Below are 19,663 nucleotides of genomic sequence, written 5' to 3' on the forward strand. Positions count from 1 at the left end.
CCTCAGGCGGCGGGGCCGGTCACGGCCGGGTATGTGTCGGCTCCGACATGGCAGTCCCACTCGATGGTCGTGCCGTCGGCGGCCGCTTCCACGACCGCGAGATGCGTCATGAACGTGCGAGGCCCGGCGCCGTGCCAGTGCCACTCGTCCGGCTCGATCCAGACCGTGTCGCCCGCCCGGATCGGCTCGATCGCACCGCCCCGGCGCTGCACCAGACCCTCGCCCTCGGTCACATGCAGGACCTGGCCGTGCGGGTGGCGGTGCCAGGCGGTGCGGGCCCCCGGGGCGAAGTGGACGCTGACCATCCTTATCCGGGAAGGGGGTTGCGGCGCCGCGATCTCGTCGAGCCAGACCGTGCCCGTGAAGTTGTCGGCCGGTCCGGTCCGGGTGTCGGGGCGCTGGCGAGTGATGTGCACGTACGACCGTTCCTTCGCTGGGTGGTTGGCAGTGGTCACTGGGTTGTGTCGGCAGGGGCGAGCAGGGAGAGCAGTCCGCGCACACCCGCGTCGAAGGCGACGGGCGAGCCGGAGGCGCGGGCCAGGACGTAGCCGCCCTGGACAGTCGCCACCACGGCCGCGGCGATCTCGCCCGGCACCAGATGAGGGGCGAACTCGCCCTGAGCCAGGCCCTCTTGGACGATCTCGGCGAGCCGGCCGCGCAGCCAGTCGAGCGTCTCGTCGACCGGAGCGCGCAGCTCGGCGCTGGCGATGATCTCGGGGTCCATGGTGAGGCGCCCGACCGGGCAGCCGCGCAGCACATCGCGCTCGCGCAGCAGATACGCCGAGATCCGCTCGTACGCCGTGCCGCCGCCCCCGAGCGTGGCCTCGGCGGCGCGGCGCATCTCCTCGGCGGTGCGCCGGATCGCCGCGAGCGCCAGATCGGGCTTGCCCGCGAAGTGGTGGTACATGCTGCCCTGCCCCGCGCCCGCCTGCTGCTGGATGGCCTTCGGGCTGGTGCCTACGTAACCGCGCTCCCACAACAGCTCGCGGGTGGCTTCGATCAGACGCTCCGGAGTGCTCATGAAGCCACTGTACATACCAGTAGGTACAGAATCCAGCGCAGTCGTCGGAACCCGATCTGCTCCCTGCGGGGTATGCCGACTGCCGCTGACCGTACGACGACTCGGACCCCCTTGCGGCGGGAGGCTCGAAGCACCGAGGAACCACCCCCACCGAGGGAGCTGACCGAGATGAACACCCTGGCCTACGCAGGTCCCGGACCCTGGATCTTCTTCGTCCCGCTGGTCTGGGCAGCCGTGATCCTCGCCGTCGTCACGGTGCTGCGCCGCACCGGTTGGCGGGGCCGCCGCGGACCGTGGCGCCCGCCCCTGGACGACCGCTCGCCCCTGACCGTCCTCGGCCGCCGGTTCGCGGCCGGCGAGATCGACGAGGAGGAGTACTGGCGCCGGATCTCCGTCCTGGAGGAGCACTTCGGACGGACGAACCTCACCCCTGTGGGCAAGGGCGGTGCGGCATGAGCACCGCCGTCCGCACCGCCCCCGCCGCCCGGGTCGTCGACGCCGTGAAGGTGTACGGCACCGGTGACACCGAAGTGAGGGCCCTGGACGGGGTGAGCGTCGGCTTCCACGCCGGACGCTTCACCGCGATCATGGGGCCCTCGGGCTCCGGCAAGTCCACCCTCATGCACTGCGCCGCAGGGCTCGACACCCTCAGCGCCGGTTCCGCCTTCATCGGCGACACCGACCTGAGCGCGCTCGACGACCGCAGGCTCACCCTGCTGCGCCGCGAACGCGTCGGCTTCGTCTTCCAGGCCTTCAACCTGATCCCCACGCTCACCGTCGCCGAGAACATCACGCTGCCCCTCGACCTCGCGGGGCAGCGCGGCGACCGCGAGTGGATCGAGGCGCTCGTCGACACCGTCGGCCTCCGGGACCGCCTGCACCACCGCCCCGGCGAACTCTCCGGCGGCCAGCAGCAACGCGTCGCCGTGGCCCGCGCCTTCGCCGGCCGCCCGGACGTCGTCTTCGCGGACGAGCCGACCGGAAACCTCGACTCGCGCTCCGGCGAGGAAGTCCTGAGCCTGCTCGGCCGGACCGTGCGTCAGACCGCCCGCACCGTCGTCATGGTCACCCACGACCCGGTCGCCGCCGCCCACGCGGACGAGGTGCTCTTCCTCGCCGACGGCCGCCTCGTCGACCGGATGCCCGACCCCACCGCGGAGCGCGTACTCGACCGTATGCGCCTGCTCTCGCAGAGCGAGGACGGCGACCGGGCGCGGCTTCTCGCGCAGAGCCCGGATGGCGTCAACTCCCCGGGGAAGCGAGGGACATGAACGCCTCACTGCGTCTCAGCCTCAACTCCCTGCGTTCCCACAAGCGCCGCTTCGCGGGCACGTTCGTCGCCGTCCTGCTCGGCGTCTCCTTCCTCGCCGGGACGCTCGTCATGGGCGACACCCTCCGCGCGAGCTTCGACACCCTCTTCGCCGGCGCCAACGGCGGCACGGACGCCGTCGTCCGCAGCACCGATGTCGTCACCGTCTCCGGACAGGGCCAGGGCAGCCGCCGACGCGTCGACACCTCCCTCATCACGAAGATCCAGGGCACTCCCGGCGTCGCGGCCGCCGTCCCGGTCGTCGAGGGCTCGGGCCAGCTCGCCGGCGCCGACCACAAACCCATCGGCGGCCAGGGTCCGCCCACCCGCGCCGGGAACTGGATCACCGACCCGAGGCTCAACCCGTATCAACTGGCCCAGGGTCGCGCCCCGCAGGCACCCGGCGAGGTCGTCGTCAACCGGGGCGCCGCCGACAAAGGCGGCCTCAAGCTCGGCGACACCACCGTGCTGCGCGCCCCGGACCCCGTCACCGTGCGCATCGTCGGCATCGCCACCTTCGGCGGCCAGGACGGCATGGGGCAGGTCACCTACGCCGGAATGACCCTGGCCGACGCGGAGAAGTACCTCACCCCCAAGCCCGGCGAGGCCTCCTCCATCGCCGTCCGCGCGGGCCCGGGCATCAGCCAGCGGCAACTCGTCGACAGGCTGACTCCCGTACTGCCGACCAAAGTTGAGGCCATCACCGGCAAGGCCGCGTCGGCCGAGAGCCTCGACATGGTCGCCGGAATGTTCCTCGACCTGTTCACCACCCTCCTGCTCGTCTTCTCCGGCATCGCCCTGCTCGTCGCGACCTTCTCCATCCACAACACCTTCGCCATCGTCGTCGCCCAGCGCACCCGCGAGAACGCCCTGCTCCGCGCGCTCGGCGCCGCCCGGCGGCAGGTCGTCGCCGCCACGCTCGCCGAAGCAACGGCCGTCGCGATCGCGGCATCGGCGGTCGGCGTGCTCGCCGGCATCGCCATCGCGGCCGGACTTCAGGCGCTCTTCCCGGCCATCGGATTCCCTTTCCCCGGCGGGGACTTGGTGATCGGCTGGCTCTCCGTCGCCCTCCCGATCGCCGTCGGCGTCCTGGTCTGCCTCGGCTCGGCGCTGCTGCCCGCGGTGCGGGCCGGGCGCACCGCACCGCTGGCCGCGCTGCGCGAAACGGCCGTAGACCAGTCCGGCGCCTCCCCCGGACGCGAAATCACCGGCGGCATCCTGCTCCCGGCCGGTATCGCGGTCACCCTTGCCGGAGTGCTCACCGGCCCGAACGTGCTGCTCGCGGGTGTCGGCGCGGTGCTGACCCTGGCCGCGTTCGTAGTCCTCGGCCCCGTCGCGTCCACCTACGCCGTACGTCTCCTCGGCGGCCCGCTCGACAAGGTGCGGGGCATCACCGGCTCGCTCGCCCGGCGCAACGCGCTGCGCAGCCCCAAGCGCACCGCCGCCACCGCGACCGCACTGATGATCGGCGTCGCGGTCGTCTCCCTGTTCACCGTGTTCGGAGCCTCGCTGAAGACGACCATGAACCAGACGGTGTCCAAGTCCTTCGCGGGCGATGTCGCCGTCAGTGCCAGGGCATTCGGCGCGGGCGGCGCGGGCATCAGCCCCCGACTGGCGCCTGCCGTCGGCAAGTTGCCCGAGGTGAAGACAGCCGTCGGGCTCGGCAAGGGCGTCGCGGACGTCGACGGCGGCGGGCGCGCCCTGACCGTCACCGACCCGGCGAAACTCTCCGGCGTGCTCGACCTGGGTGCGGTGCAGGGCTCGCTCGCCGGCCTCGGAGCCAACGGCCTCGCGGTCTCCGCAGACGAAGCCGGCAAGAAGGGCTGGCACCCCGGTTCCACGGCCCGACTCACCTTTCCCGACGGACAGAAGCAGACCTTCACGGTCCGCGCCGTGTACGCCGAGAAGGACCTGGCGGGCGACTACCTGCTCACCCGCGAGGCCTGGGCCCCGCACCGCGTCCAGGACTCCGACAGCCTGGTGGCGGTCGCGTTCAGGCCCGGCGTCCCGCTCGCCGACGGCAAGAAGGCGGTCGAGCGGACAGCCGCCGCGTACGGCAACCCCGAGGTGCAGACCCGCGCCGAGTACGCCGCCTCCTCGGCGAGCGGCATCGACATGATGCTCACCCTGGTCTACGCCCTGCTCGCGCTCGCCGTCGTCATCGCCCTGCTCGGCATCGCCAACACCCTCACCCTCGCCGTCCACGAACGCACCCGGGAACTCGGGCTGCTGCGCGCCGTCGGCCAGACCCGGGCCCAGCTGCGGGCCATGGTCCGCTGGGAGTCGGTCCTGGTGGCCGCGTTCGGCACGGCGGGCGGGCTCGGGCTCGGCGCCTTCCTCGGCTGGGTGCTCGTCAAGGCGTCCGACTCGGCCGGCACCAGCGCCTTCGCGCTGCCGCCGCTCCAGTTGACGGTGGTCGCCCTCGTCGGCCTGCTGGCCGGTGCGGTGGCGGGCTTGCGTCCCGCGCGCCGGGCGGCGCGGCTCGACGTGCTCCGTGCGATCGCGACCGAATAGCGCCCGACACCGTTCCGCCCGGTCAGCCCGCGATGGGAGACCGGGCGGCGGCCCGTCCACGCGCTGCGCGCGAGGGCCGCGGTTCTGTGAAAGGAGTGCCGGACGTCGCCGCGTACAGCGGGTACGGCGGCAGGGCCGCAGCGGGGGAGGGCGCGGCGAGCGTGAACCACACGGCCTTGCCGGACTCGCCTTCCAGGCGCACCCCCCAGCTGTCGCTGACCGCCGCAATCAGGGCGAGACCGCGGCCGTTGGTGGCGAGCGCGTCGGCGTCCCGCAGAGCGGGCAGCGTCGGATCGTGGTCGTGGACGGAGATGGTGAGCCGGTCGAGCAGCAGCTCGATCTCCACGGTGCACATCTTGTCCGGCTCGGCATGCCGGTGAACATTGGTGAGCAACTCGGTGACGCCGAGCGCCGCCTCGTCTATCAACGGGTCCAGATGCCAGTAGCGCAACTGCGCCGATACGATTCTGCGGACCTGTCCGATCCGCGACGGCAGGGCTTGGAGCTCCACCGTGCACTGCCTGCTTGGCTGGCTGATCACGGTTGCGACTCCCCGAATGAGGTCCGGAAGTTGCTGTCTGGTCCGGCGGCCTGCCCAGAGCGTCACCGCCGGTAAACCCTCAGTGATGTGACACCAGGGTGGCCCAAGGGTTCGTACTCCGCAACTCCACCCCGGGCCCCACGCGTTTCAGCCGTGCGCGCCGTGCGTCGTCTGCCGGATGGCCTGCAGGAACCGCTGGGTCAGATCGGGGCCGCGCGAACGGCCCGGCTCCTCGCCCATCGTCAAGCGGTAACGGGTGCCGTTCAGCCGCGCCACCGTGCGGTCCTCCTTGGCGAGCCAGGGCAGCCTGGGGCGCGCCGCGCTGACCGTGTCGACGGGCGCGCTGTCGATCTCCCGCCCGTTGCTGGTGAGCAGGGCGAGCCGGCCGTCCTTGATCAGCACCTGGCCCGCTCGGGTCAGCGAACGGGTCCACCGCTCGATCCGTACGCCCTTCGCACTGAACTCGGGTTCCGCCATGACCGTCCGGCCCCCTTCGCATCGTTCCTGGTGGGCAGTCTGCACAACGACGAGCCTACGCACCAGGGCGCGCGGAGGATCGGGTCCGGGCCAGCGTCGTACAACGGCCACCAGGCGCCCCACAAGCCACTCCTATGGATCCCCAAAGGGAACGTTTGTGCAGGTGAGAGGGGTATTGTCAAGCGTGGGGGCGGCACGCAGACACGACCGAGGAGTGGCATGGAAACCATCGATGTGGACCGCAGTGATCCGGAGTACCGTGCGTGGCTGAAGGAGGCCGTGCGCAAGGTCCAGGCCGATGCCAACCGCTCCGCCGACACCCATCTCCTGCGCTTTCCCCTCCCCGAGGCCTGGGGCATCGACCTCTACCTCAAGGACGAGTCGACGCATCCGACCGGCAGCCTCAAGCACCGCCTCGCCCGCTCGCTGTTCCTGTACGGCCTGTGCAATGGCTGGATCCGGCCGGGAAAGCCGGTCATCGAGGCGTCCAGCGGCTCCACCGCCGTCTCCGAGGCATATTTCGCCAAGCTGATCGGCGTCCCGTTCATCGCAGTGATGCCCCGCACCACCAGCGCCGAGAAGTGCCGCCTGATCGAATTCCACGGCGGCCAGTGTCACTTCGTCGACGACTCGATGAAGATGTACGAGGAGTCCGCGGTGCTCGCCGCCGAGACCGGCGGCCACTACATGGACCAGTTCACCTACGCGGAGCGGGCCACCGACTGGCGCGGCAACAACAACATCGCCGAATCGATCTACCAGCAGCTGAAGTTGGAGCGCTACCCCGAGCCCGCCTGGATCGTCGCCACGGCCGGCACCGGCGGCACCTCGGCCACCATCGCGCGCTATGTGCACTACATGCAGCACGACACCATGATCTGTGTCCCCGACCCGGAGAACTCCTGCTTCTTCGACGGCTGGACCCAGGGAGACCCGCTCGCCTCCAGCGACTGCGGCTCGCGCATCGAGGGCATCGGCCGCCCCCGCATGGAGCCGAGCTTCGTTCCCGGCGCCATCGACCGGATGATGAAGGTCCCGGACGCGGCGAGCGTCGCGGCCGTACGCGCCCTGGAGAAGGCGATCGGCCGCAAGGCGGGCGGCTCGACCGGCACCGGGCTGTGGAGCGCGCTGCGGATCGTCGCGGAGATGGTCGCCGAGGGCCGCACCGGCAGCATCGTCACCCTGCTCTGCGACCCGGGCGACCGCTACCTCGACAAGTACTACTCGGACAGCTGGCTCGCCGAGCAGGGCCTGGACATCACCCCGTACGCCGAGACACTCGACACCTTCCTGGAGACCGGGGTCTGGCCGGCCCGCTGAGCTGTCCGGAACGGGACCTTCTGCCCGCGCGGGACCCCGCGCCGCGTGCCAGGGTGACGTCATGGACACGCGCCCGGTAGTTGTCGCCGTAGACGGATCCGACCACAGTCTGCGAGCCCTGGAGTGGGCCATTCCGACCGCTCGCAGACTGGCCGCCGACCTGGTCATCGCGCATGTCCTGCCCGACGCCACCCAGCTCTGGGCGGCCCGCCGGTCCACGCTCGGCCCGGGACCGGCGCTGAACGACCCGGTCACCGACCGGGTCCGCGCCGCGCTCTCGGGCCGCGACGGACTGCCCTCCGTGCGGTTCGACTCCCTTGAGGGCGAAGTGGCCGACGCGCTGCACGCCTTGGGCGCCGAGGCCCGGATGCTGGTGATGGGCTCGCGCGGCCGCGGCGGCTTCGCGAGCCTGCTGCTCGGCTCCAACAGCCTGGCCGTCGCCACCCGGGCGCCCTGCCCCGTGGTGGTCGTGCCGCCGCTGGCCCGCACGGGCGAGGAGGAGCGGACGATGGGCCGGGTCGTGCTCGGGCTCAACCTCGGCGACACCGTGGACGAAGTGATCGACTTCGCCTTCGTCGAGGCCCGGGCGCGGAACGTGCCGCTCCAGGTGCTCTCGGCCTACCCTGCGCCGCCCCCGGCCGCCCTGATGGTCGCGGGCGAGTTCCCGCCGGGGAGGCTTGACGTCGATCAGTACGAACCCGCCGAGCGGGACGTGAAACGCGACCAGGCCGAGCGGCTGCGCCCCTTCGAGGAGCGCTTCCCCGACGTCGAGGTGGACGCCGTGATCGCGCCCGCCGACGCCGCGGGCCACCTCGTCGACGCCTCGGCCTCCGCGGCGCTGATCGTGGTCGGCCGCCACCGCCGCCGCCTGAAGCCCGGCTCCCTCCTGATGGGCTCCGTGGCCCACGCGGTGCTGCACCACGCGGAGTGCCCGGTCGCGGTGGTCCCGGCAAGGGAGGAGGGCTGACTGTTTCCGGCCACCCCAACTGCCGTTCGCCGACACCGCGTTGAGCCCGCCCCCAGCGTTGACCCGCAGTTTGCCCCCGACAGTGGCTTTGCTGTCTACGGTGGGAAAGATCCACTGAACGGCACGGGGAACACGGGGAGCTGTCATGCCATCTGTACTGATCGTCGGCGGGGGACTGGTGGGCCTGACCGCCGCCCTGTGCCTGGAGTACCACGGGGTCGACCACGTCCTCGTGGAGCGCAACACCGAGCCGACGGTGCTGCCCCGCTCGCGCGGCATGCACACCCGCGCCGTGGAGATCTTCCGGCAGCTCGGCGTCGAGGACGCCGTACAGGCCGCGAGCGCGTCCGCTCTCAAAATGGGCAGGTTCGGCGGCGCGCGAAGGGGCCGGAGCATCGCCGACTCCGAGGCGCTCGACCTGCGCCACGTCTTCGCCACCGGCGCCATGGTCGGCGCCGACGACAGCCCCTGCGCCTTCTGCTTCTGCCCCCAGGTGCTCCTCGAACCGGTCCTGCGCGAACTGGCCGAACAGCGCGGCGGCGACATCCGCTTCGGCACCGAACTGACCGCGTTCACCCAGGACGACGACCGCGTCACCGCCACCCTGACGGACCGGTCAACGGGCCGTACGACGACCGTGTACGCCGACTACCTTCTGGCCGCCGACGGCGCGGGCAGCCCGATCCGCACCACCCTGGGCATCACCAGCACCACCCGCCCCGCCACTCACCACTACCTCAACCTCTACTTCCGCGCCGACCTCACCGAGCTGGTGCGCGACCGCACCTTCAGCCAGTGCGAGATCACCGGCCCCGACGTGTCCGGCCTGTTCCTGGCCAAGAACAACACCGACGAATGGTCGTTCCACCTCGCCTACGACCCCGAGCGCGAGAGCCCGCGCGACTACCCCGACGAGCGGTGCCTCGCCCTGCTGCGCACCGCCATCGGCGCGGACGCCCCCGGGCTCCGCATCGACCTGCTCGCCCGCGCCGCCTGGGACACCGGTACCGCGGTCGCCGACACCTACCGCCAAGGCAGGGTCTTCCTGGCCGGCGACGCGGCCCACCGGCACGCCCCCTGGGGCGGCTTCGGCGCCAACACCGGCATCGCCGACGTACACAACCTGGCATGGAAGCTGGCCGCGGTCCTGCGCGCGGAAGCGCCGGCCGCGCTCCTGGACACCTACGAGCCCGAGCGGCGCCCGCGCGGCCTGCTCGTTGCCGAACAGGCCTGGCTGCGCACCGAGTTCCTCGCCCGGTACGGCATCCGCACCCCGCGGAACGCCGAGGCGCTGGACCGCCAGCTCGGCACCGGCGAGATCATGACCCGCTACCGGTACGCGTCCGCCGCCGTCCACGGCGCCCCGGCCGGGGACACGGTCGACCTGCTCGCGGGCCAGACCGGCACCCGCGTCCCGCACCTCTGGCTCGACCGCGACGGCAGGCGCCTGTCCACCCTCGACCTGTGCGGCCCGGGCTTCACCCTGCTCACCGGCGGGGACACCGAAGCCGACGCGGCCTGGGCCGATGCGGCCAAGACGCTCCCCGTGACGGTGCATCACATACGGAGCGGGGGCGCCGACCCGGCGTCGGACGAGGGGGTTCCGCGCGACGGCGAAGGCGCCTGGCCCGGCCTGGTCGGACTGCCCCCACAGGGCGCGCTGCTCGTCCGCCCGGACGGATTCGTCGCCGCCCGGTCCGACGAAGGGCTCACTCCGGAGGTGCTGGACGACATCTGGCGATCCGTCACCAGCGGCTGAGGCGAGTCCGGTTGATCAGGCCTTCGGCGCGGCCGCCAGCCGACGGTCGAGCTTGCGCATCGCGCCCTTGAAGGACTGGCCGATGCCCGGCCGTGCCGCCCGCATCGACAGGCGGAACAGCGCCGGGCCGTCGCTAGCCATCGTCCACCGCACGGTGGTCCCGGAGCCGTCCGGAGCGAGCCGCCAGTTCTCCAGCAGGGCGGTCACACCAGGGGTGTTGGTCTCGTCGATCCGGTAGGCGTAGCGCTCGCCCGGGTCCCTCGCCATGATCGTCTCACGGAAGAACACCCCGCCCCGCAGCCTGATCTCACGCCCGGCCCCGCCGTCCAGGGGCCGGGCCGCGGCGACGGACGAGAACCAGGCGGGGGTGTCGGACACCTCCTCGGCGAGCGCGCGGTAGACGGCCGCGGGCTCCGCCGAGAGGCGGGCCGTGAAGGCCAGCCGCACCGGCGCCGACTCGGCGAAGTCGAGTTCCACGGACCTGAGTCGGCGAGCCATGACGCGTACCTCCTGGCGGTCGGGAGAGCGGGAGTCCCTGCGGGTGGACCCGCGCCGGATCGCGTACGGGGGAGCCGTACGAGCCCGGCGCGGGAAAGCCCGCACACCATAACTGGCAGACCGTCAGATGTCTGCGGAGTCGCCGTTCTCGCCGCCGTTGTCGGGGATCTCCCCGGCCACCACGAGGTCGCGCAGGTGCTCGGTCATCTCCGCGCGGGACCGGTCCGACAGGCCCGAGTCCGTCACGAGCGAGTCGACCTGGTCGAGCGAGGCGAACGAACTGAGCCCCACCGTCCCCCACTTGGTGTGGTCCGCGATCACCACGACCCGCCGCGCCGACTGCACGAACCGGCGATTGGTCTCCGCCTCCGCGAGGTTGGGCGTGGACAGCCCGGCCTCCACCGAGATGCCGTGCACCCCGATGAACAGCACATCGAAGTGCAGCGAACGGATCGCCGCGTCGGCGACCGGCCCCACCAGCGTGTCGGAGAGCGTGCGCACCCCGCCCGTCAGGACCACGGTCGCGGCCCCCGGACGCGGCCCGGACCCCGCGGGCGAGCGCTGCGCGGCATGGAACACGTCGGCGACCTGCACCGAGTTGGTCACCACCGTCAGCTCCGGAACGTCCACCAGCTCCTGAGCGAGCGCGTACGCCGTCGTGCCGCCGGCCAGCGCGATCGCGCTGCCGGGCACGGCCATCCTGGCCGCCTCTCGCGCGATGTCCTGCTTGGCGCTCAGCTCAAGGGTCGACTTCGCCTCGAAGCCCGGCTCGTGGGCCGTGGCCTCCGCGACGGGCACCGCCCCGCCGTGCACCTTCTCGATCACGCCCTGGCGCGCCAGCGCGTCCAGATCCCGGCGGACCGTCATGTCGGAGACGTTGAGTTTCCGGGTGAGCTCGTTGACCCGGACTCCGCCACGCCGTCTGACCTCATCGAGGATCAGCGCACGACGCTGCTCCGCGAGCAGATTCTGGTGGTCGCTCACTGCCGGGCCGGCCCCTTCCACATCGTCGAACACACTCGCCGGGCACATCTGCACCCCCGGCTACGGACACCCCATCCTGTCACGGGGAGATTCCGTGAGAGCACTGCGCCGGGGCACCCGGATCCGAGATCCTGAACGTCCGTGCCCTTCGCGTCGCCGATCCTGCCATCACGAGAGCGAGTCGCAGAAGTGTCCCGTGCCACACCCGCCGCCCAGGCCGGTGCCCCAGCAGTCGAGAGCGGCGGGCCCGCCCTCGAACTCCTTGTCCACGGCGTCGGGGGCACCACACCGCAGAAGATGCTCGACGACCCCCGCACCGTGTGCGTCACGGGCGACGACACGGCGGCCATCTACCGCCGTGCCGAGGACGCCGACGCCGAGACCCACCCCGAGCGCTACCGCGACCGCCCGGTGCCCGAGGCGTACGTCTGGTGCAATCTGACCTCCGGCAACAGCGCCCGCGCCCTGTGGCTGCTCCTGCTGCCGTTCATGGTGATCAACCTCGCGCACTGGATGCGGCCGCCCGCCAAGGAGCCGCACTGGGCGATCCGGCTGTACGGGGTCCTGGTGCGGCTCGTCGCGCTCAGCCTCACCGTGCTCCTGGTCGCCGCCGCCTGCGAGGTCGCGCTCGATCTCACCGCCTGGCAGTGCGCGGGCTCGGCCGCCTGCTCGCGCTCCTGGTACTGGCTGGGCTTCACCTCCGTCGCCCACCACGGCTGGTGGTCCCAGCCGGGCCGCCGCCTCGCCCTCGCGGCGCTCGCGCCCGCGGGCCTGACCTTCCTGCTCTGGTACCTCTCCAACCGCACCTGGAGCGCGTACGAATCCCAGCAGCCGCTGAACGCGGAGCCTGCCAATGACCCCGCCGAGGCCGTCAAGCCCGCCTTCAGCAGGCCCGGATTCTGGTACGGCAGGCGTCTGGTGGCCCGGCTCCGCGCCGCCCACACGGCCGCCGGATTCCTGACCACCGCCGCGGGGGTCACGGGCGCCGCGGCCCGCTACGACCGCGCCGCCACCAGCGCCGTCTTCGAGACGCTGGGCCTGCTCCTGGAGTCAACTCTCGCTGTGACAGGGATAGTTGTGGTGTGGGTGGTGTGCCGCAGGGGACGTACCGAAACGCATCTCGACGAGCAGCTCGACCGGGCCGTGACCGCCTGGCTGCCCGTCGCCTCGCTCGCCCTGCTCGCGCTCGCCCTGGTGTACGCGTCCTGGGACCGCGCCGACTGGGTCTCCTCCGGCGCCCTGCCCGGCGACCGCTCCTTCGGCTTCCTCGCCTTCGCGCAGGGCGTGTTGATCATCGCCCTGGCGGCCGTGGCCCTGCACCTGCGACGCCGGGCACCCGGGGAACGTACCGCCCTGTGCGGCCTCGGCGGCCCCGCCGTCGCCATGCTCGCCTGCGCGCTCGGCGGCGTGATGACGGGCGGTGTCGCCCAGCGCGTCGCCGCCTGGGTGGACCACGGGGCCATCCACCGGGCGTCCTTCAACGGGCCGCCCGCGCTGCTGACGTGGCAGTCCTCGGTGATCCCCGCCCTGCTGGCCCTGCTGATCCCCGTCGTGCTGTTCTTCGCCGTACGCACCTGGCGCACCGCCCGCGCCGACGCCCCGCGCGTCATGGCCGACTACCCCACCGAACAGCCCGACACCGCCCGCACCCGCCGGATCGCCGGAGCGCGCGCGATGGCCGGGCTCACCGACCACGCCCCCGTCTTCCTCGGCATTCTCTCCGGCGCGTCCCTGCTGCTCGGCGCGGCGGCCCTGGTCGGCGCGTGGTGGACCGGCGAAGTGCCGGAGCAGGCGGCCGACGGCGCGGCCACGCCCATCGCCTTCGCCGCCGACGCGGCCCAGTCGCTCGGCTCCTGGTGCACGGGCTTCGGCTTCCTGCTCTTCGTCACCTGGGGCCGGCGCGCCTACAAGGACGCGGCGGCCCGCCGCACCGTCGGCATCCTGTGGGACGTCGGCACCTTCTGGCCGCGCGCCGCACACCCCTTCGCGCCGCCCTGCTACGCCGAGCGGGCCGTGCCCGACCTCGCCTGGCGGATGAACACCTGGACCGAACGCACCGGCGGCCGTCTCGTGATCTCCGGCCACTCGCAGGGCAGCGCGCTCGCCGCGGCCGCTGTCTGGCAACTGCCCGCCGCCACCCGGCGCCGGGTGGCCCTGCTCACCTACGGCTGCCCCGTCGAGCGGCTCTACGGACGCTGGTTCCCCACCTACTTCGGCCCCGCGCCGCTCCAGGCACTCCACCAGGAGGTGCACTGCTGGCGGAACCTGTGGCGCGCCACCGACCCCATCGGCGGACCCGTCCTGACCGGCGGCGACGTCGACAAGGGCCCGCTGCTCGACCCGCTCGCCTACGGCCGCACCCGCGAACACCCGCTGCCCGCGCCGATACTGGGGCACTCCGACTACCAGGCCGACCCCGCCTTCGGCCGCGAACGGGCGCTGCTCCTGGCCGAGCTGGCGAGCGGTGTGCCCAACCAGCGGGCGGATCAGGGCAGTTCGGGCAGATCGTCCGGATAGAGCAGGGTCAGGTCGTCGGTGCTGGCCTCGGGCAGCTGGGCGACCCGGCCCGCGTGCCGCTCCACCATCGACTCGAACGTCTGGCGCGCGGTGCGCCCGTTGCCGAACGCCGCGCCCCTGGGCAGCACCGTGAAGTACTTCAGGAGACACTCCGCCGTGCCGGAGCCGAGACGGTACTCGTGCTCGTCGGCCTGCTGCTCCACGATGCGCAGCAGCTCCTCGGGAGAGTAGTCCGAGAACCTGATGGTCCGTGAGAACCTGGACGCCACACCGGGGTTGACGCTCAGGAAGCGCTCCATCTCCGCCGTGTAGCCCGCGACGATGACCACCACCGCCTCACGGTGGTCCTCCATCAGCTTCACCAGCGTGTCGATGGCCTCACGCCCGAAGTCCCGGCCCGAGTCCTCCGGGGACAGCGCGTACGCCTCGTCGATGAACAGCACCCCGCCGCGCGCGCGGTCGAAGGCCTCCTGGGTACGGATCGCCGTGGACCCGATGTGCTCGCCGACCAGGTCGACGCGCGACACCTCGACGAGATGGCCGCGCTCCAGGACACCGAGGGAGGCCAGGATCTCCCCGTACAGGCGCGCCACCGTGGTCTTTCCGGTGCCGGGGGAGCCGGTGAAGACCAGATGGCGGCGGACCGAGGCCGCCTTGAGGCCGGCCTGCTGCCGCCTGCGGCCGACCTCGATCATGTCGGTGAGCGCCCGCACCTCGCGCTTGACGCTCTCCAGACCCACCAAGGTGTCCAGCTCGCCGAGCACCGCGCCCGACGTGCGCGCGGGCTCGGCCACCGGCTCCGCCGCCGGGGGCTCGACGGTGCGCGGGCCCGGTACCGCCGAGAGCAGCCCCATGGTCTGCGTCGCGCTCAGCACCGCGGGCGGCTCGGCCGCGCCCGCCTTGGCGCCGCTCTCGTCGCTGGTGCAGTCCTCGACGACCGCGCCGTCCTCGGAGAACTCATAACCGCCGCGCGCACACCGCTCGGTGCGGCAGCGCGTCAGCGTCGTACGGCAGCCGTCGATGACATGGAAGCCGAAGCCGCCGCTGCCGGTCACCCGGCAGCCGTGGAAGGTGCCCCGGCCCTCGGCGGAGACGTAGAAACCGGCCTCGGCGGGCGAGGTGACCGTGACCCGCTCGATGCGCGGATCGGCGCCCTTGGTGACGATGACGCCGGTCTGCGCGCCGTCGATGGTGCAGCCCGCGAGCGTGCCGCCGCTGCCGTGGTCGCGGAACCAGGCGCCGGTGGAGGCCTCCCTGATCCGGCAGTCGTCGAGCTGCGCGGTAGCGCCGTCGCTCACCGACACCGCCGTGTTGCGGACCTGGGTGAGATCACTGTCGACGACATCGGCGCGCGAGCCCCGGTCGAGCACGAAGATCGCGTCCGGTACGTCATGGACGCGGCAGCCCTCCAGGACCGCGGTCGCGCCGTCGCTGACCCACACCGCCGGATAGTCGCCCGTGCTGTCGTGGATCTCGCACTGCTTGGCGTCCACCCGTGTGCCCGGGTCCCACACCGACAGGCCGTTGCGCCCGAAGCGGCGGACCTTGGTGCGGGTCAGCGTGAGCACCGAGCGCGAACGCAGATCGACCGCGTTCTCCGGGATGTCGTGGATGTCGCAGTCGGCGAGCGTGAGCACCGCGTCCGTGTCCAGGGTGATGCCGTCGGCCGAAGTCCGGTGCACCGTACAGTCGGTCAGGTGGGCCGAGGCGCGCGAGGCGATCTGCACCCCGGCGCCCTTGATCTCGTACACCTCGCAGCCGAGCGCTTCGAGACCGCTGCCCTCGCCGCTGACGGCGAGCCCCGCGCCACTGGAGTGGTGCACCCGGCAGCGTTCGAGGCGGGGGTGCGCGCCGCTGTGCACCGAGACCCCGGACTGCCCCGCCGCGACGACCTCACACTCCTCGAACACCCCGCCCGCACCGTCGAACACACCGATGCCGACGCCGCCCGGGTTGTCCACCGTGCAGCGCCGCACCGTGGGCCGCGCCTCGCCGCGCACCTCGATGCCCACCGCGGAGCGCGTCACCACCCGCAGGTCGACGAGCTCGGGCGCACCGTCCTCCACGAGCAGCGCGGGCGCCGCCGCGTCCTGGCCCTCCAGATACAGGTCCCGCACGGTCGCCGAGGCGCGCACGGTCAGCGCCACACCGTCGGCCGGCGCGATCCGGACCGAACCGACTGTGCCCTCGGGGCCGCGCAGCGTCACCGAACGGCGCAGCACCAGGTTCTCCCGGTAGGTGCCCGGGGCGACGGTCAGGACGTCGCCGTCGCCCGCGGCCTCCAGGGCCGCGGCCAGAGAGGCGTACTCACCCGTGCGGCGGCGCCACCTCGACGTGCCCGTGTGCGTCACCTGGACCGTGCCCTGAGCCATGGTGCTGCCGTGCCCCCACCTCGTGCGTACGACCTCGCACACACCTCGACCGTGACCTGGTTTGTGCGACTGATGGTCCACCGTAGCGCGCGCGGGGCCGGTGAGTTGACCGGTCAGCTGCCTGCGCCGGTACGACCCCAGTCCGGACCGTACCGGGCCCACGCCCGGTCCAGTCGCTCATACCGCCGGCGTATCAGCCGCCATACGATCAACCGCCGTACGCCCTCGACGAATCCGGCGGCCGCCGCGGCCGCGCAGATCCCCGAGAACACGGCATGCGTATCGGCCGCGGACAGCGCCATCGGACGGGGCGCCGGGCGTCCGTGGTCGTCGGTCCATATCCGGAAAGTGGCGCCGGGAGCGGGCGCCTTGAGCGGCGAGGCCAGCGTCCCGCTGTGCGAACTGCCGTCGTACGCCGTCCAGTTGGCGACCACCCGGGTACGTGGGGTGCGGACCGTCGAACCGTCGGGCTCGGACACCGGCGCGCGCTGCCCGGCCGGGCGCACCACCACCGCCGAGGTCACATGCCGGTGCCGGCGCTGCTCGGTGACCGCCTGGCGCAGGCTCGTGTCCGTCAGGGAACCGCAGAGCACCCCCACCGCCGGCGCGGCGAACACCATGAGCACCAGGGCCACGAGCGCCAGCCAGGCCTCCGCGAGGTCGGTGCGGCGGCGCAGCGGGTTGTGCCGCCAGCGCCACACTCCCGGAATGGCTCGCACCGGCCACGCACCCCCTTCCGCTTCGTGCCGCCCCGGCGGGCCGGCCTGCGCGCGGGTGGCACGAACAGGGATCTGATCCACCCGGCTTGTCCTGTCCAACGCGTCTGCTACCCACAGGAGTTCCCGCGTGGCGCAGAGCTATGCGAGCACCTTCAGCGCGTCACCGATGCGGATGATGCCGGTGTCCTCCGGGATCACCAGGACGCCGAACGCCAGCGAGCTGCCGATCCGGCGGTGCCGGGCCAGGGTGCGCAGCGGCTCCTTGCCGCGCTCCGCGGTGGCCTGGTCGGTGGTGGTGATGACGCAGCGCCCGCAGGGCTTCGCCACCCGAAAGGTGACCTCGCCGATCGATATCCGTGACCAGGTGTCCTCGGCCCATGCCTCGGTGCCGTCGAGGACCACATTGGGCCGGAACCGGTCCATCGGCAGGGGGCCCTCGGCGGGATGGCCGCCCTGCGCGATCAGCGAGTTGAGGGCGTCGAGCGAGGCGCGCGTGGCGATCTGGAGCGGGTATCCGTCGGCGAAGCTGACCGTCTCGCCGTTCGGCGCGTATTTGGGGTTGATCGTCCTGCGGCGCGCCGGATCGTCGAGGTGCATGAGCCGCACCTCGGTGCCCAGATAGGCGCTGAACCACGCGTGGGCCTCGTCGGCGGCGGTCACCGCCTTGAACTTGTTGCCGAAGAGCGTGACGCCGACGGCGGCCATCGGCTCCGGCGGCTCGACGACCAGATCGTCGCGCCCCGGCGCGGAGAGCCGCACGCCTCCGCCCGGCAGTGTGGCGGCACTGCTCAGGGCGAGGCCCGGCCGCTCGCGTTGAGTGACGGCCGTGCCCTCTGTGTCCACCAGCATCCAGCGGCGGTCCCCGGCGAGCCCCCATGGCTCGACCGCCGCTTGTGCTGTGTCGTATCCCCCGACCGACTTGACGGGATGAATGCGCATCCCGTGGACAACCGCATCAAGTCCGTTGCTCATAAACACATTCTGCCAGCCGCCTCGGACAAGCGTCCGGACGGCCGGTCCCGCCCTTGATCAGTACCCGGTGCCCTGATAGGGCCGGTTGTACGGATCCTCGTACGGCGCGGGCGCCGGCCGGGGCGCTGCGGGCCGCATGGCCTCGTACCCGGTGCCCATCGGCCGCTGCGGCATGGCCTGCTGCCCCTGGTAGCCGCGCGGGGCCGAGGTCTGCTGCGGGATGTACGGGGCGGGCGCGTGCTGCAGCGGCATCGGCTGGGGCGTCTGCTGCTGGTACCCGTACGACGAGGCGTAGGAGGGGCTCTGCTGCGAAGGAGCGGCCGGCAGCGCGGGCAGCGCCGACGGAAGGGCCGGCAGGTAACTGCTGCCGGTGTCATAGAGGGAAGGCACTCGGATCGGGGCGATCTGAGGCGTACCCCGTTCTGCGACGAGGGAGTCGTAGATGGGGGTGTCCGGGAAGAACGGCGCGGAGTAGTAACCGCCGCCATAGGTGGAGCGGGGGGAGGTCATGGCACATAAGTTAAGCCCACGATGTGGTCGTTGGGGAGCCCCCATCTTCGGGTCATCCGTTTTACGCTGGTTTTGTCGGCTTGACCTGCTGAAACGGCGCTGACGAATCTCTGGCGGCGAGGGCTAATGCGGAGCCTTCCGATTGACGAGAAGTGACGGAATGGCTACGAAAGGTGACAGCCGCGCTGTGCCGCCGGGCAAGGGGTCCTCGATCGCGAGCGCCTCGGGTCATCAGGCGATTGACGACAGGTCAACAGAGGCCGGTCGCCATTGTCGACGTCGACTGGGGCCCTCGCCCATTGCCCCGGCCGCGCTATTGCTCACCGATGGGAATAGGGCCCCTCGCGCGGCGTACGTCGAGGGGGAGGCCGGCCGGAGCCTTTGGTGCCTGGCCCGCGGCCTTCGAAGTCGGCCGAGTGACGCGAGCGGACGGTCGTTGACCCAAGTGCTGTGAAGTTCTCCGGCGCTGGACCGGCCGTCTGGCGGGCTTCGTCGACATGCCCCGAGGCTGCCGGAAAGTCGGCCACAGGCTGCCGGGGTGAGCCGGAACCCGGCCGTACGCGCCGCGCTTTACGGGGCCGGAAAACGGGGCAGTGGTGAATCCCCGAGTGGCCCTGCCGGGCCCAGTGGTGTGCAGGCGTTCCGATGTGGGCCTCCGGGCCTCCAACATGTCCGGTTCGGCCAATGCTCCGGCAAGCGCGTGTAGTTAGCATGGGGAAATCAGGACGCCGTGCAGAGATCGGCGGGAGACGGATAGTGGGAGGAACATGCGGCCGCGCGTGGATGAGATGCTCGACTACTGCACTCTTGAGGTCGCGATGACCGTCTGCGGGGGTGTGTGGAAGCTCAGCATCATGAAATATCTGTTCGGCGGGACGTTACGTTTTGGTGAATTGAACCGGGCCATGCCCGATATCACTCCGCGGATGCTCACCCGGCAGCTGCGCGATCTGGAGGAGGACGGGCTCGTGCGGCGGACCGTCTATCAGGAGATCCCGCCTCGGGTGGAGTACTCGTTGACCGAGGTCGGCATGAGCCTGCGCAGCCTGGTGGGTCAGTTGGAGGAGTGGGGCAACTACTACCGCCGGCAGGTCCGCAGCACTGTTCCGGACGTTCCGGATTCCTCGGCGGCGTGAACCTCGCCCGGCCTCGACGTGGTCACCGTGTCCTTTGGCCTCAGGCC

Annotated in this window: 18 protein-coding genes; 8 read left to right on the forward strand and 10 right to left on the reverse strand. The window is 71.9% G+C overall.

Features of this window, described 5'->3' with window-relative positions:
• Nucleotides 1-2: 2 nt before the first annotated feature.
• Together ABD346_RS09015 and ABD346_RS09020 are read right to left on the reverse strand one after the other, a co-directional pair.
• Nucleotides 3-416: a (R)-mandelonitrile lyase gene (locus ABD346_RS09015; RefSeq protein ID WP_344373625.1), complete on the reverse strand. Its 414-nt coding sequence runs from the start codon at nucleotides 414-416 to the stop codon at nucleotides 3-5.
• Between the two features lie 35 nt (nucleotides 417-451).
• Nucleotides 452-1,036: a TetR/AcrR family transcriptional regulator gene (locus ABD346_RS09020; protein ID WP_344373626.1), complete on the reverse strand. Its 585-nt coding sequence runs from the start codon at nucleotides 1,034-1,036 to the stop codon at nucleotides 452-454.
• 153 nt (nucleotides 1,037-1,189) lie between these two features.
• On the opposite strand from ABD346_RS09020, the gene ABD346_RS09025 reads away from it, so the two are divergent.
• From ABD346_RS09025 to ABD346_RS09035, 3 genes are read left to right on the forward strand one after another with little or no spacing between them, the layout of a single operon-like run.
• Complete coding sequence (locus tag ABD346_RS09025) at nucleotides 1,190-1,477, forward strand: SHOCT domain-containing protein (RefSeq protein ID WP_344373627.1); 288 nt, start codon at nucleotides 1,190-1,192, stop codon at nucleotides 1,475-1,477.
• Entirely contained in the window at nucleotides 1,474-2,292 is an 819-nt protein-coding gene (locus tag ABD346_RS09030) for an ABC transporter ATP-binding protein (RefSeq protein ID WP_344373628.1), read from the forward strand. The genes ABD346_RS09025 and ABD346_RS09030 overlap by 4 nt, the downstream gene beginning before the upstream one ends.
• Complete coding sequence (locus ABD346_RS09035) at nucleotides 2,289-4,844, forward strand: ABC transporter permease (protein WP_344373630.1); 2,556 nt, start codon at nucleotides 2,289-2,291, stop codon at nucleotides 4,842-4,844. The genes ABD346_RS09030 and ABD346_RS09035 overlap by 4 nt, the downstream gene beginning before the upstream one ends.
• Before the next feature lie 22 nt (nucleotides 4,845-4,866).
• Here the strand turns inward: ABD346_RS09035 and ABD346_RS09040 are convergent, their stop codons facing one another.
• Entirely contained in the window at nucleotides 4,867-5,385 is a 519-nt protein-coding gene (locus ABD346_RS09040) for an ATP-binding protein (protein ID WP_344373632.1), read from the reverse strand.
• Nucleotides 5,386-5,532: 147 nt separating this feature from the next.
• A complete protein-coding gene (locus ABD346_RS09045; RefSeq protein ID WP_344373634.1) occupies nucleotides 5,533-5,862 on the reverse strand; it encodes a hypothetical protein in 330 nt (109 codons plus the stop codon).
• Nucleotides 5,863-6,081: 219 nt separating this feature from the next.
• On the opposite strand from ABD346_RS09045, the gene cds1 reads away from it, so the two are divergent.
• From cds1 to ABD346_RS09060, 3 genes are all read left to right on the forward strand, one after another.
• Nucleotides 6,082-7,182 carry an L-cysteine desulfhydrase Cds1 gene (cds1, locus tag ABD346_RS09050; RefSeq protein WP_344373635.1) on the forward strand — a complete coding sequence of 367 codons (1,101 nt, stop codon included), beginning with the start codon at nucleotides 6,082-6,084 and terminating at the stop codon, nucleotides 7,180-7,182.
• Nucleotides 7,183-7,243: 61 nt separating this feature from the next.
• Nucleotides 7,244-8,149: a universal stress protein gene (locus ABD346_RS09055; protein ID WP_344373636.1), complete on the forward strand. Its 906-nt coding sequence runs from the start codon at nucleotides 7,244-7,246 to the stop codon at nucleotides 8,147-8,149.
• Between the two features lie 145 nt (nucleotides 8,150-8,294).
• A complete protein-coding gene (locus ABD346_RS09060) occupies nucleotides 8,295-9,908 on the forward strand; it encodes an FAD-dependent monooxygenase (protein ID WP_344373638.1) in 1,614 nt (537 codons plus the stop codon).
• A 15-nt stretch (nucleotides 9,909-9,923) separates the two neighbouring features.
• Here the strand turns inward: ABD346_RS09060 and ABD346_RS09065 are convergent, their stop codons facing one another.
• The gene (locus tag ABD346_RS09065; protein ID WP_344373639.1) at nucleotides 9,924-10,406 is read right to left on the reverse strand and encodes an SRPBCC family protein; all 483 of its coding nucleotides are present in this window, start codon (nucleotides 10,404-10,406) and stop codon (nucleotides 9,924-9,926) included.
• A 123-nt stretch (nucleotides 10,407-10,529) separates the two neighbouring features.
• Complete coding sequence (locus tag ABD346_RS09070; RefSeq protein WP_344373640.1) at nucleotides 10,530-11,390, reverse strand: DeoR/GlpR family DNA-binding transcription regulator; 861 nt, start codon at nucleotides 11,388-11,390, stop codon at nucleotides 10,530-10,532.
• A gap of 189 nt (nucleotides 11,391-11,579) precedes the next feature.
• Between ABD346_RS09070 and ABD346_RS09075 the strand changes: the two genes are divergently transcribed.
• Nucleotides 11,580-13,907: a hypothetical protein gene (locus tag ABD346_RS09075; protein WP_344373642.1), complete on the forward strand. Its 2,328-nt coding sequence runs from the start codon at nucleotides 11,580-11,582 to the stop codon at nucleotides 13,905-13,907.
• Here ABD346_RS09075 and ABD346_RS09080 read toward each other — a convergent pair.
• The 4 genes from ABD346_RS09080 to ABD346_RS09095 form a co-directional block, all read right to left on the reverse strand.
• Nucleotides 13,877-16,279, reverse strand: coding sequence for a right-handed parallel beta-helix repeat-containing protein (locus ABD346_RS09080; RefSeq protein WP_344373643.1), 2,403 nt, complete (start codon nucleotides 16,277-16,279; stop codon nucleotides 13,877-13,879). The two genes, ABD346_RS09075 and ABD346_RS09080, sit on opposite strands and share 31 nt — an antisense overlap.
• A gap of 113 nt (nucleotides 16,280-16,392) precedes the next feature.
• Nucleotides 16,393-16,998 carry an Rv1733c family protein gene (locus ABD346_RS09085; protein ID WP_344373645.1) on the reverse strand — a complete coding sequence of 202 codons (606 nt, stop codon included), beginning with the start codon at nucleotides 16,996-16,998 and terminating at the stop codon, nucleotides 16,393-16,395.
• A 138-nt stretch (nucleotides 16,999-17,136) separates the two neighbouring features.
• Nucleotides 17,137-17,970, reverse strand: coding sequence for an MOSC domain-containing protein (locus ABD346_RS09090; RefSeq protein WP_344373646.1), 834 nt, complete (start codon nucleotides 17,968-17,970; stop codon nucleotides 17,137-17,139).
• A 57-nt stretch (nucleotides 17,971-18,027) separates the two neighbouring features.
• Nucleotides 18,028-18,480 (reverse strand): DUF6643 family protein, encoded by a 453-nt coding sequence (locus tag ABD346_RS09095; protein WP_344373647.1) that lies wholly within the window; start codon nucleotides 18,478-18,480, stop codon nucleotides 18,028-18,030.
• A gap of 788 nt (nucleotides 18,481-19,268) precedes the next feature.
• On the opposite strand from ABD346_RS09095, the gene ABD346_RS09100 reads away from it, so the two are divergent.
• Nucleotides 19,269-19,616 carry a winged helix-turn-helix transcriptional regulator gene (locus ABD346_RS09100; RefSeq protein ID WP_344374441.1) on the forward strand — a complete coding sequence of 116 codons (348 nt, stop codon included), beginning with the start codon at nucleotides 19,269-19,271 and terminating at the stop codon, nucleotides 19,614-19,616.
• Nucleotides 19,617-19,663 lie beyond the last annotated feature (47 nt).

It is taken from the genome of Streptomyces mauvecolor (assembly GCF_039532965.1).
Classification (GTDB): Bacteria; Actinomycetota; Actinomycetes; order Streptomycetales; family Streptomycetaceae; genus Streptomyces; species Streptomyces violascens.